General features: G+C 32.4%; 8 protein-coding genes. 4 read left to right on the forward strand and 4 right to left on the reverse strand.

The window, feature by feature from the left end; translation table 11 throughout:
* Nucleotides 1–267: 267 nt before the first annotated feature.
* A complete protein-coding gene (locus AB3G33_RS02900) occupies nt 268–2,187 on the reverse strand; it encodes a glycoside hydrolase family 97 catalytic domain-containing protein (RefSeq protein ID WP_367772481.1) in 1,920 nt (639 codons plus the stop codon).
* 481 nt (nt 2,188–2,668) lie between these two features.
* On the opposite strand from AB3G33_RS02900, the gene AB3G33_RS02905 reads away from it, so the two are divergent.
* From AB3G33_RS02905 to AB3G33_RS02920, 4 genes are all read left to right on the forward strand, one after another.
* Nucleotides 2,669–3,988, forward strand: a complete 1,320-nt coding sequence (locus AB3G33_RS02905; protein ID WP_367755812.1) for a phage integrase SAM-like domain-containing protein — start codon at nt 2,669–2,671, stop codon at nt 3,986–3,988.
* Between the two features lie 256 nt (nt 3,989–4,244).
* On the forward strand, nt 4,245–5,483 hold the full coding sequence (locus AB3G33_RS02910) for a hypothetical protein (protein ID WP_367755814.1): 1,239 nt from the start codon (nt 4,245–4,247) through the stop codon (nt 5,481–5,483).
* A 135-nt stretch (nt 5,484–5,618) separates the two neighbouring features.
* Nucleotides 5,619–5,894: a helix-turn-helix domain-containing protein gene (locus AB3G33_RS02915; RefSeq protein WP_367755816.1), complete on the forward strand. Its 276-nt coding sequence runs from the start codon at nt 5,619–5,621 to the stop codon at nt 5,892–5,894.
* Between the two features lie 8 nt (nt 5,895–5,902).
* Nucleotides 5,903–7,441 (forward strand): hypothetical protein, encoded by a 1,539-nt coding sequence (locus AB3G33_RS02920; protein WP_367755817.1) that lies wholly within the window; start codon nt 5,903–5,905, stop codon nt 7,439–7,441.
* Between the two features lie 179 nt (nt 7,442–7,620).
* On the opposite strand, the gene AB3G33_RS02925 is transcribed toward AB3G33_RS02920, so the two are convergent.
* The 3 genes from AB3G33_RS02925 to AB3G33_RS02935 all read right to left on the reverse strand — a co-directional run bounded on the left by AB3G33_RS02925 (nt 7,621) and on the right by AB3G33_RS02935 (nt 13,557).
* The gene (locus tag AB3G33_RS02925) at nt 7,621–8,439 is read right to left on the reverse strand and encodes a hypothetical protein (protein ID WP_367772483.1); all 819 of its coding nucleotides are present in this window, start codon (nt 8,437–8,439) and stop codon (nt 7,621–7,623) included.
* Nucleotides 8,440–8,567: 128 nt separating this feature from the next.
* Complete coding sequence (locus AB3G33_RS02930; RefSeq protein ID WP_367772485.1) at nt 8,568–11,756, reverse strand: type I restriction endonuclease subunit R; 3,189 nt, start codon at nt 11,754–11,756, stop codon at nt 8,568–8,570.
* 10 nt (nt 11,757–11,766) lie between these two features.
* Nucleotides 11,767–13,557 carry a DUF262 domain-containing protein gene (locus AB3G33_RS02935; protein ID WP_367772486.1) on the reverse strand — a complete coding sequence of 597 codons (1,791 nt, stop codon included), beginning with the start codon at nt 13,555–13,557 and terminating at the stop codon, nt 11,767–11,769.
* Nucleotides 13,558–13,587 lie beyond the last annotated feature (30 nt).

Raw genomic sequence — 13,587 nt, forward strand, 5'->3', positions numbered from 1 at the left:
GGGTTTTTTATGACCTAATTTTATCAAACAAAACGGAATAAAGGTTATCAACTATAGATGAAATACCTATAGCTAGTTACATTCAGCCTAGTTGATTTAAAATTTCAAATGATGCACCCGTTTCTAGCCCTGATCGAAGCGGCATCCTTTCCTGCCATTTTTTGGCAGGAAAGATATAGTGTAGAGCAGGAAATAGCTCCTAAAAACAGAAAACCTCGAAAGCACAAACTCTCGAGGTTTTTCACAAATTAAAACTAATTAAAAAAACTAAATCTTCACGACAAACCCACCATGAGATTTCATAGTTATTTTGAGTTTAGTCTTTTTGGATACTGGATTTTGTTGAAATCCTTTTTCGTTTTCGCTAATAATAAAACCATTCACATTGGTCACAAAAGACAAATCAATTTCAATTTCCTTGGCTGTATTCTCCCCGTTAATCCCCACAATATGCCAAACGTTATCTTTTTCTCGAGCCATTATAACATACTTCCCTGGGTATCCATCAATGAATTTAGAGTCGTCCCAATTCGTTGGGATATCTTTTAAATAATCGACTACATATTTTGGCATTTTGGCCATTCCTTCCGGAATTTCGGCAATATGTTGCACTCCTGATAAAAATAAAACGGGCAATGCTAGTTCGAATGCTGGAGTTGTTTTTCTAGTTATATTAGGAATGGAATCCAAAACCATCGGCGTGAAATCCATGGGGTCAAAAACATTACGAGCAAAAGGAAGCATGCTACAATGGGAAGGTGCTAAGTCAGCAATATCTTGAAAGAAAGTAATGTATTCGTATCCTTTAACGGCCTCCGTAGAAACTAAATTGGGATACGTACGTTGCCATCCTCTAGGCAACGTAGCGCCATGAAAATTAACCATCAGATGATGAGTGGCAGCATCCGTAAGCATATCGTGATAATAATTAATCATAGATTGACCATCACCTCCAAAAAAATCAACCTTGATACCGGCAATTCCCATATCGGCCAGTTTCGTGAATTCACTTTCCCTGTCCCGATGCGTCAACAACAAACTTTTAGGATGATAATCGGTACTGTTCCAAGAACCAGATGAATTGTACCAAACCATTAGTTTTACGTTCTTCCCTTTGGCGTAAGCCACTAATTCTTTCATTTTAATAAATCCAATTCTTGTATCCCAGTCGGCATCAATTAAACAATACGGCCAATGCATTTGCGAAGCGTAATCTATAAATTGTAAAGTAGTATCAAAGTTCACCGAATCATCTTTTAGCAAAACCCAACTCCAAGAAGACAATCCACTTTTTATAAAAGAAGTTTCCATGGGTATAGACGGCTCAGCAAGATCCGTCCCCATCGTACTTTCGGTAATTGTTTTTAAGGAGCCAATTGTTAGTGTTCTCCAAGGAGTGAACCATGGCAAGGTAGATTGTGGATTTAGAGCACCGTCAGGAAAAACTTCTTCTTTTTGAGGGAAGGTAAGTTGCATTGCTTTTGAGGTATCATTATAGACCAATCGGCTACCACAATAATTTCTTGGCAAACCAACTTCGGAAACTAAAATCCATGTAGCATTAGATTGAAATAAAGCGGGGTACACCCAGCCTTCGCCAATTTCAGGTTTTGTATTAACAGGAACACCCATTGCATAATGCTCTTCATAGGAAGGATTGGTTTCTTTCCAACCCGTCTTGGCTTTAGACATGGGTTGCAACCAGGCTTTAGTAGTGGCATCAAAATTATAGCTGGTTTTTTCCTCTACAATTTTTTTAATCTCATTTGACGTTTCTGGAAAATGGTAACGAAAAGCAATTCCATCGCTTGATAGCTGGAAAATGATATCCATCGCTTCTCCTTTATTATTTTGCAAACTCACCGTATATTGATTTGCGGTGTATGAGATTTGTTTTCGTTTCCCTTGCAACATAGTATAACTAGATTGAATAGGTGTGGGCTTAGAAACAGACACTATTTCTAAACCCGTATAAAAATTAGCATCTTCTCTAATAATGCCAAGTTCCGATGTATTGATAACCACCTTATCTTTAAAGAAGACCTTATAAGAAGGCGTATTTTCTGAATTTAGATTAAATTCGATTTTTACTGTTTTATCTGAATTGACAAAATAATAAGCAGTTGGTTTCAGTACGAAAGAGGTCAATGAAACGAACAACAAAGACAAGAAAATTATATTTTTCATTTTTAAGTGTTTTATTTACACTTACAAGAATACGAAAATAAATTTATATATAAAACGATGTAATAAAAATAGTATGGTAGTGGGAATTAAATATATAAAGGTGACTTAACCTGAATTTTGACTGTGTTCCATAGAAAATTGGAATTAGAAAATTATTGAGAAAAATTTAAATTTAGCCTAAAATTTAGAAAAGTATAAAACCAAAAAAACCGCTTCTTTCGAAGCGGTTTTTGTACCCGGAGCCGGAGTCACACCCTATCATTTCAGCAAAATCACAAAACCTTATAAACATTGACAAAAATTAATTAAAATCTTTGTTTTCAGTACTTAACGCACACATTAAAACTCAAAAACTATCTAATAAAGACTAACGAAGTTGAAGCATTATCAATAATTGTCGGGCAATAATCGGGCAAATTTGTAAATTGAATATTTAAATTTATTATCTTTGTTTTGTTCAAACAATTAAATGTTTAAGAAAATGGCAACAGTACAATTTAGAATAAGAAGCAAGGCAAACAAAAACGTACCAGTAAAAGTGCGTCTTTTAAATGGTAAAAATACCGACTTAGAGCTAAATACAGGGTTTACTATTAACCCAACAGACTGGAGCGAAACAACAAATCGTCCAAAACAAAACAATGCTGGAAACAAGCAAATTTTTAGCGACCTAAAAAAACTAGAATCATTCATTTTTGAACAACTCAACAAAGATCTAGGAAACGGAATATTAATAGATTCCTACTGGCTAGAAAATACGATTAAAGAATGTTTTAAACGTGTTGAGAAAACAGATGCAGGATTAATGATCAATCACATTCAGCATATAATAGACAGTGCCTCCACACGTAAAGTAAAAGGCCGAAAGAATCTGGGTTTATCAAAAAGCAGAATCAATAGTTATATTAATTCTAAAAATATTTTGACTGAATATCAAAAACACATAAAAAAACAAATACACTTTCTAGACATTAATAAATCATTTATAGACAAATTCTCTAACTGGTTAATAAATGACAAAAAGTACTCTATAAATCATTCGGGCGATCAGATTAAGAACCTAAAAGCAGTATGTTCAGACGCCGAAAAAGACAACATCACAGTAAACCACTACGTCAAAAATATTGAGGTTTTTTCTGAAAGCAATGAAGATAGATTTATAGTAACACTATCCTTTGCAGAGTTAGAGCAAATAAGAACATGCGAAGAGATTAAGACAGCTGCATTAATAAACGCCCGTAACTGGATGTTGCTAGGATGTGAAATTGGACAAAGAGGCGGAGATTTACTCAATATTACAAAAGATAATATTCGTTATAATAAGGGAAATATGTATTTGGACTTAATACAGCAAAAAACAAATAAAAAAGTAACCATTGGAATAGTAAACCCTCACATTATCGATATTATAGAAAATCATTTCCCTTATCCAATAAGCACACAAAAACTAAATGTACATATTAAAAAAGTTTGTGAACTTGCCAAAATAGATGAGAGGGTTGAAGGAAAAAAATGGGACGAAGAGACTAAACGAAAAAAATTAGATTTTTACCCTAAATACGAACTGGTTACAAACCATAGTTTCAGAAGATCTTTTGCAACTAATTACTATAAAAAGATGCAGACTTCCATACTAATAGGCATAACAGGACATTCGAAGGAGAGTTTATTTTTGCAATACATAAATGAACGTGAAGACAAAGATGCAAATGCAGATTTATTTATAAAAATGTGGGAAATAATGAATAAGGAAGCAGAGGAAAAAGACGAAGACAAACCATCACAACTGAATGTAGTATGAACAAAATCCAATCAGTTTTTAAAATAGTAGAAAAGAAAATTAATTCTCGATAAATTGATATATCAAGTAGTAAATACCTTTCTTGACATATGTAAATGGCAATACCAATGAAGGAATGTTTTTAGAATATATAGGCAAGAAACATAATTAATTATGCTTTGCGACCAGTAGAAATTTGGACTTAGAAATCAAAAAAAGTTAAAGAAGTTAAATTAACTTTGCTCAAATCGGATACTGTATCTTAATAAATAAACTTGTGAAAACAGAAATAAACAAAGTAAAAGAGGTATTACAGGAGATTCTAAATTCTTTTGATGATGAAGGCTTAGATAATAAAATAAGCTTACTTGAAGAAGGTGTAGCCGAATTTTTTGTTGCAAATAGAGAAAATACGAACTTTTTTGCGACCTTTCTAAATAACTTTATACTTAAACCTATTGCAAAACAAATAGAAATTCTGGAGGCGCAACTTCCATCGTCAAGTAGAACACAAAAGGCCAGAAGAGAGATTCAACTCAAAATTATAGATAGATTTAAAAGTCTGCTTATAATTTTTTTTAATGACTATCATAAGTATTTACAAGGGTTTAGTGAATACGATAAATTTATTAAGCAAAATACTAAAAAAAAGGCTTATAAAAGAGATAGTTTATTATCAACTAGCTTTGGTGAATTATTAGAATTTTACTCAGTTCAATATTTTAAGAAAGTTGTAGATACAGTTTTTGATAATACCTTTATTTATTTTAAAGAAATTTTTGAGGATTCTAAACAAATTGAAAATTCAAAGCAAGAAATTCTATTGTTTGTCAAGCAATTGGAAGAAACTATTGATTCCTTAAGAGTAATAATAGCAAATAAAGAAAGTAAGCTTGACGAAGTTTTAAAAGAGGAAACTCCATATGGGACGAAAGAATATGAAATGGAAAACGGAGAACTAATTACTGTTGAATTATTAGACGGATATGTTTCTGATATAATAGAAAGGAGTGATATTATTATGAAAAATAAATATCAACAAACTATATTAAAGAAGCTTTCTGATAAGTTGTATAGTTCTTTTCTTTTTTTACAAGAATTTAAGCCATCTAAAGAAAGCCCTACAACAGTTTTTCATAGCCTAAAATTTGAAGAATTGAACTCCTTTTGTGAAGAGTTAAGGGATTTTATCGGTATGCAAGTAAAACTGGAAACAATAAAAGAGGTTTTTACAGTTGGATATCCGATAGATAATCCTAAAATAAACTTAATTAATGGGACACTAAACGATTTTGGTTTTCTAATTTCAAAAATGAGACCCTACTTTATAGACTCGATTAAAACCAAATCAAATTATGCTCAATGGTGGTCAGAACGTTTTACTTTTAATCTTATAGAAAAAGATAAAAAAAATGTTTCAAATATGATTTCAAATATGGAAAAAGGGACTCGATTTCCTTCAAAAAAACAATCAATATTTAAAATCATCGAAAGTTTAAACCCTATCCCACAATAATCCCACATTAATTTTAAGAAAACCTTCTTAAGCCTTGTATTTACTCAATAATCAACTGAGTAATACAGGGCTTTGTTTTTTCTATCCCACAATGCCCACACTTGATTTGTCTTATAAAATTTAAAACAAATTAATATGAGAGAATCAAGTTTAAATCAGTTTAATACTGACCAGTTACAACCAGAAGCCATTCAAGCATTGGTAGCTCAAGTACACGAGCTTTCTGCAAACCTTCAACCAAAACAACCCGAAGAGTATTTAACCCGACAAGATGTTGCAAAACTTCTTAAGGTTAACATCTCAACCGTGAGTAATTGGAAAAATGATGGTGTTATTAATGCCTATGGCATTGGAGGAAGAGTCTACTATAAGAGAAGCGAGATTGACAAAGCAATGATTAAAATTAATTAGTCATTGCTATGGAAATTAACACAATAAAAGGTAGTTACTATGTGTACCTACCAACAAAGCTGTACAGTAAAATTGTGGAGCTATCGGAAGAAAACGAACATATTGATTTAGGACTTTCAGCATTCTTATTACATCTAATAATTAAAGGAAAATTTAAAGACAAAGAGTTAGAAAATGGCAGTGAATGGGTGAATTTATGTTCAGGAATCTTAAGAAAATATGACTGTGAAACCTACAAAACTTCATGTCATTTAAAATTTTTAAAAGAAAAGGGGATCATCGATTCATTGCCATATATTAAAAATATAAAAGGCAAAAAAGATGAATGTGCTAAACATAAAATTACAGAACAATATTTGACGTCAAAGAACGAAACAGTCTCAGCAAATGACTCCAAAATATTCATGCAAGAATATGAAGTAAAGAATAAACAAGTTGTAAAGCAGAATCAAAAGCGAATTAATCAAAGAAAAGGAGTTGCTCAATACAAGACAGAGCATTTAACAAAATGGCTAAATAGTTCTGGCTTTTCATTGGATATTGTTTCAGCATCAAAATATGTAGATAAAAAATATAGCACAACAAATGATTTAGCAAAGAAAAAGAAACGACGAATAACAAAAAAAATTAAACGTTTAATAGCAATAAATGAATTTAAGAGCTTAAACAGTAAATATTTTAGAGATGGTAAGGATGATCGTTTACATAGCTATTTTACATCATTACCGTCCGATTTAAAGCGATTTGTTACCTATGAAGGGCAAAGATTAAAAGAGGCTGATATTAAAAGTTCTCAACCATTTATTTTAACAATAATTCTTGGTATAATCAAGGATGAATATTATTATGAGATAACAAAGTTCAAGCAAATATCAGAAAAAAGATTTAGCAATAGGTTGATTAAGAGAATTAGTAGTTTAATTAATACATATGAAGATGGTGAATATATATTAGATATAAGAGGTATATGTTATAATATTACTATAATGCTGCAAGAAACGTTGAAACCCTTTGATTTTACTGAAATCGACAGCTTCATTTCTTTAATTCATTCAAAAGACATTTACACTTATGTAGGTGAACACCTTTTAGAATCTGGTGCGATTTGGTTTAAAAGTAACAAGTTTTTCACGATACTTTTTGATAAAGAAAAGAAAGCTCATCGAATTTATGATTTTGATGATTTAAGAAAATGTGCAAAAAAGATAACTATAAACGCTCTATATGCTTCACCAAAAAATTCAGGAGTTAAAGCATTGCAAGATTTTAAGATGTTATTTCCAGAGGTCACAAAACTATTAGATGTTATGAAGAAGAATAACAAAGCTGAATTACCCATTTTAATGCAACGAATAGAGGCTAAATGTATTCTGGACTACTGTTCTAAGAAAATATCTAAAAAGCACCCAGAAACGCTTCTAATATCAAGGCATGATAGCCTTGTGACTACAGAGGATAAATTTGAAGTTATGAGGAACGCCTTAAATGCATTATTAAATAATTATTTTGGTATCGACGTTGAATTGGGGGAAGAATTATGGGAGTAAAAAATGATATTGAGGAAATTGATAATTCTATTAAAACAAATATCATAGTTACAGATAGGTTTACGGCACTTTGCATTGACAAATAAAATTAATTCATTGAATGCAAAGGACCAAATCAAGAATTAGGTAATACTTACGTTTTTTAAGTAAAGTTGATTTAAGACAAAATGTAGTTTATTTTAAATTTCATTAATATTTTTACTCCTAATATCATCAATACGATTTTTTTCCTTTTGCAAATCAAGATTGTATTTTTCTAATTCTTTATTTTTTATTTTCATGTCAACTATTAAAGAATCGATATACTTTTTATAGAAATAATTTATATTGAATTCAAAGCCAAAATCAGCTGATGATGGACTTGGATAAGCTGCTTTAAGATACTTTTTCATCTGTTTTTCTTCTAAATCATCTCTATTTACGCGTTTGCCAGTTGTTTTATATAGGAAATCGTCCATTTTCTGGTCATTTTCTACCTCACTCCCAACTCGACTGCCATGTACTCTATAGCGTAATAAAATGTACTTATCTTCCTCCTCATATAAAGTGTATTTCATATTGTATAAACCAAAGTTTTCGATCTCAATGTTGGGAATTTGTTTAATGGTTTTAGGGTATTTTTTATCAAATAAATTTTTAAGTTCTAAAGTTTGCTTTTTATAAGCTGCTAATATTTCGTCAGAAATTTTATAGTTTAGATACTTTTTGCTGTATCCTTTTTTTACTGTATAGGAAAGGTATATTGAATGTTTATCTTTGCTCACATCAAAATAATAGTACCTGCTATCAATAGGTAATGCAAATTGATTGTTTTCTAATTTATGATCTTTATTTAATTGTTTAATTTCACTTAAAAACATGGAATCTGACATATAAGGTGAAAGTGTCAGAAAAAGTGGTTGATGATTAATTTTTATTGGAATTGATTTTTTTTCGTCTTCTTTATTATTGCAACTAATTAAAAGTAAAACAAGAGCTATTGTGTATATAATTTTCATACTTATTTGATTTGATTTTTTTTACAGGAATGATGATTTTAATTTTAGATTTTAATATTTTCCAAATAAACATAGTAGACCTCATTTTCATCTATCTTAACTTTTCTATAATTTAAACTTTTCATACCCTAGACCCTATACTTCTTAAAATTCTCTGCCTGTTCAAAAATCTCTTTATAAACCTCGTCTCGATCTACTGGAGGATAACCATTATCAGCTAAGAGGATAATCAAACCTACTTTCAATTCTGCTTTTATATCATCTCGTTTACTCCAATCCGTATATTGAGCTTTATCATCAACCACTTCTTTGACTTTTTGTGCAAGTGTGATTAGCTTTTCTTCTGGATACACAAAATCATATTTAATTGCCAAGGCTTTTAAAATGTCGTAGAAGGCTTTTTCTTCTATATCAATTCCTAAATCTTTGAACGAGTCTTTCTCTTTTTTTAAGGCAAAATACAAGTCAATAATCTCATCAGTAAAGTCCTCTAGTACCATACTGTTTAACACATCGCTTTCTTTTCGTTCGTTGTATTTGTCCACAATAAATTGCAGGCGTTTTGAAAAATCAATTCCCATAACTTTATTGATTTTCTGTACGTCTTCAATGGCTTTTGCCAATAATTTTTGCAACAATTTAATCTTGGTGTTGGGAAGTTTAATCTTGTCCAATTTCGCCAAATAATCTTCTGAGAAAATGTCAACCTCTGTTTCACCAGTTTCTCCTAATTTAAAGATCTCTTCGATTCCTTCACTTTCAATTGCTTCCTGAATCATATTACGAACTTTATTGTTCATTTGTGCAGTATCTGGAGCAACTCCTTTGGTTAGTTTGAATACAATGGATCTTACAGCCAAGAAGAAATGAATTTCATCTCTAACGTGATTCGTAAAAGCGTCACTACCTGAACAAATATCATAGGCCGCTTTTAAACGCTTTACGATATACATAAAACGTTTTTCTATATCTTGTGTTATCTGGGCAAATTCAGCACCTTTATTTAAAGTGTTCAGTTGTTCCAGAGGTGTGCCGTTGAAATACTTACTATTATCAAATTTATGAAACAGTTTATGTAATAAATCCAATTGGTCTTTTACTACTACAATAGATTGCTCGATGTCTTCAAAAATGTCAGAATCCTTTTTGTTATAATGGGCTAAAGCTAAATTCATTTGCTTTTTGATACCAATATAATCCACAATCAAACCTTTGTTTTTTCCTTCGAATTTTCGATTCACTCTTGAAATGGTTTGAATCAAATTGTGACGCTGGATTGGTTTATCAATATACATCGTATCTAGGAATGGAACATCAAAACCTGTCAACCACATGTCTACTACGATGGCTATTTTGAAATTGGATTTTTCGTTTTTAAATTGTCGGTCCAACTCTTTACGATCGTCTTTTGTGCCTAGTAAATGATACATGTCTGCTGGGTCATCTTTACCTCGAGTCATAATCATTTTTATACGCTCGATTGGTTTGATCTCTTTTTTCTCTTTATCGGTTAGGATTACACCTTCATCACAAACTTTTATTTCACCCCATTCAGGTCTTAGCTCTAAAACGTTTTTATACAACTCATAAGCGATGGGTCTGCTGCTGCAAACAAACATAGCTTTCCCTTTTACTGTAGCTCCTTCGGTTATTCGATTCTCATAATGGTTCACGAAATCCTCAGCTAAATCCTTTAGTCGTTTAGGATCACCAATGATGGCATTCATTTGCGCCATCACTTTTTTACTCTCTTCAATTTGATGCTCATTACTTCCTTCCTCAGCACAACGGTTATAGTATTCTTCAATTTCTTGAAGTTTACGATTATTCAATAAAACTTTGGCGGCACGTCCTTCATAAACGATGCGTACCGTAATTTCATCTGCAACAGATTCCGTCATCGTATAGGCGTCTACCACTTCTCCAAATACATCAATGGTAGCGTCAATAGGAGTTCCTGTAAAACCTACATAAGTGGCATTTGGTAAAGAATCGTGAAGGTATTTAGCAAAGCCATAGGTTTTAACCACCCCTTTTTCAGTCACCGTTACTTTTTGATCTAAATTGGTTTGGCTTCGATGCGCTTCATCTGAAATACATATTACATTGTTTCTATCTGTCAATAATTTAGTGTCCTCATTGAACTTGTGAATCGTAGTTAAGAATACGCCACCGCTGTTTCTACCCTGAACTAGTTCCCGAAGATTAGATCGACTTTCTACACTGATAATCGTATCATCACCCACAAAGCCTTTGGCATTCGTAAATTGTCCCGATAATTGGTCGTCGAGATCCGTTCTATCGGTAATAAGAATAATTGTGGGACTACCGAAATGAGTACTTTTCATCAATAAGCGAGTCAAGAATAGCATCGTATAGCTTTTCCCGCATCCTGTGGTACCAAAATAAGTTCCTCCTTTACCGTCGCCTTCTGGACGTTGGTGAATTTTTATGTTTTCAAAAAGTTTTGTGGCTGCATAATATTGGGGATAGCGACAAACAATCTTTTCGTTTTTCTTAGAGCTATCGGGTAGATAGATAAAGTTGTGAATAATGTCACGCAGTCTTTTACGATTGAACATTCCTTGAATTAAGGTGTACATCGCGTCAATACCGTCTACTTCTTTTTTCATGCCTTCTATTTTACGCCAGGCATAAAAGAACTCGTAAGGGGCAAAGAATGAACCTGCTTTGGTATTCACACCGTCACTAATAACGCAAAAAGCATTGTATTTAAACAAATCAGGAATGTCTCTTTTATATCGAGTGGTTAACTGGACATAAGCATCGTGAATAGTGGTATTTTCCTGAATGGCAGTTTTGAATTCAAAAACTACCAATGGCAATCCGTTGATGTATAAAATCAAATCAGGGATACGCATTTCGTATCCTTTAATCGCTAGTTGATTTACAATTTTATAAATATTGTTATCTTCTTCCGAATAGTCTATGAGCTGTATGTAACAATCTTTTTCGCTGCGGTCTTCTCTTTTTAATAGAAAACCATCCGAAACCATTTTCATAATCGCTTTATTGCTTTCATACAAATCTGATGAAGGCAAGCGTTCTAAATCTCTAACGATAGAATCAATTTCGATTTCGGAAATATTCACTGAAGCATAATTAGATCGCAAATAATTTCTTAAATCATCTGTAATCAGGACTTTTTCACTTACTATATGTCCGTAAGTAGATGGTGGTTCTGCAACTCCATTGAATTCTAATTTACGGATGTCACTTCCTACAAGATAAGTCATCTCTTGTTCTTGTAGTAAGCTGATAAATGCTTGTTCTAATTGTGCTTCGGTAAATTTCATAAAAATGTTTTTATAACTGCTCGTAATAGACTTTTAATTTATTTGCCATCAATCTTCTGCGTTCTTCTAAAAATCCTTCATATACCAAGTGACTTGCTTCCTCTAGAATACTTGGAATGTCATTATTAATCAAGTTTTCTTGCAGACTACTTTCAGAATCCAAAGTGCTTATTCCATTAGTTCCCGCCTGTATTTGAAGTTTTACCTTATCCAAATAATCTTTAGGCGTTAACATCCCCACTTTTATATTGGTAGCTTGTTCTGTGAATACAAAATTGGCAACTTGATTGTATGCTTTCTGTGGATATCCATTATTCATCAAGTATTTTTTTGGAAAAATATGATGTACATCTCCTCGTTGTTCTATAAGGCTACTAATTTTCATGCTTTTAGATAAAAAAGCTACCGAATTATTACTTACTTGTGCCGCTAAATACAAGTTGTATGCATTGTTGTTGACACTGGAAGACTCTAAATCGTTTATGATTCCGAAATCCCAAAAACCGGCACCCAAGTTCGCTTGTTCCATTTGGATTAAATAGGCTGCTATTCCTTTTTCATTGATTTGTTTGATGTCTTCATCTATTCGAGATTCTGCAGAACCGGAATAACGACCAATTAATATACTCATGACCAACCAACGTTTTACATAGCCTTGTGTTTCCGCTTCACCCATTCCATCTTCACGCAATTTTAAATACAAAGCATAAGCAAAATTCAAACTGTTTTGAGAAGATATTAATTTCTTACTAATTAAACCTGTCGATTTAATGATCATTATAAAACGTTGGTAATTAGTCTGATTTACAAAAGCAGATAAGCCTTCGGATAGTTTAGCATAACTGGCTTCGGCAATACTTCCTTCATAGGAACGGGTTTCAAAATTCCTTCCTGATAATAAAGCGACTAAATCACTGAATTTACCACGACTAAACTTGAAAGTAAATGCGACTCTTAATAAAGCTATATAATCAGGTACATACAAATCATCACTGCCTGTAGCCATCCATTTGATCTCTTTGTAGTAATCAGTCTGTGTAAAGGTATTGTCGTTGTCTTGTATGTGTTTAATGAATCCTTTATCGACTAACAAGCGGCAGAAGTAATCTACCATTTTACGCATGGTGTTGCCGCCATATTTTTCATCAGAAGCGATTTTAGACATTACAAAATCGGCATTGCTTAAGACAACGCCTTTTTGATTGATACGGATAAAAATTTCGGTAACGGTATCAATATCTAAACTGGCATCTAATTCGATAATACCCACTTGTTTGGTTTTGATTCGTTTTAGGTTTTCAATACGCTCTTCTACTAAATCTTCATCGGCATCAGGATTGTCTTGGCAATATTTCCGAATGGCTTTAGAAATGGAAATTTCATCATTTACAATTGGGTTAATATTATCTATCCATTCCGGACTTTTTTCGTAGGCTTTATTGAGTACATCAAATTTTTCTTCAAGAGGATTAAAGGCGATGCGAATGTTTATTTCTTTGTAGTTTTTATCCAAAACACGTTGGCCGACTATGGCAGCTGTTAAAGCTGTAATACGTTGTTGACCATCTATCAATACTTTTTTGCCAGCAGATAGTTCGCCGTTCTTTAATTTTACATCTGGATTTCTCCAGGTAATTATATAACCCACAGGATATCCCTGATATAAGGAATCAATTAAGTCTCTTACTTTGGCACCGTTCCAAACAAAAGGTCTTTGAATTTCAGGAATGGCAATATCGCCAGATTTGATCCAACTTAATAATGTTTCTACGGGTTGTTGATGGACGCTATATTTTGCCATTTATTTATACTTTTTCTTTGAATTTAAAAT

Origin of the sequence: Flavobacterium sp. WC2421 (genome assembly GCF_040822115.1) — a bacterium.
Taxonomy (GTDB): Bacteria; Bacteroidota; Bacteroidia; order Flavobacteriales; family Flavobacteriaceae; genus Flavobacterium.

What these genes read in the sequence shown, in the direction of transcription:
- AB3G33_RS02900 (WP_367772481.1), bottom strand. Translation starts at nt 2,187, where the DNA reads ATGAAAAATATAATTTTCTTGTCTTTGTTGTTCGTTTCATTGACCTCT.
- AB3G33_RS02935 (WP_367772486.1), bottom strand. Translation starts at nt 13,557, where the DNA reads ATGGCAAAATATAGCGTCCATCAACAACCCGTAGAAACATTATTAAGT.
- AB3G33_RS02915 (WP_367755816.1), top strand. Translation starts at nt 5,619, where the DNA reads ATGAGAGAATCAAGTTTAAATCAGTTTAATACTGACCAGTTACAACCA.
- AB3G33_RS02925 (WP_367772483.1), bottom strand. Translation starts at nt 8,439, where the DNA reads ATGAAAATTATATACACAATAGCTCTTGTTTTACTTTTAATTAGTTGC.
- AB3G33_RS02920 (WP_367755817.1), top strand. Translation starts at nt 5,903, where the DNA reads ATGGAAATTAACACAATAAAAGGTAGTTACTATGTGTACCTACCAACA.
- AB3G33_RS02930 (WP_367772485.1), bottom strand. Translation starts at nt 11,756, where the DNA reads ATGAAATTTACCGAAGCACAATTAGAACAAGCATTTATCAGCTTACTA.
- AB3G33_RS02905 (WP_367755812.1), top strand. Translation starts at nt 2,669, where the DNA reads ATGGCAACAGTACAATTTAGAATAAGAAGCAAGGCAAACAAAAACGTA.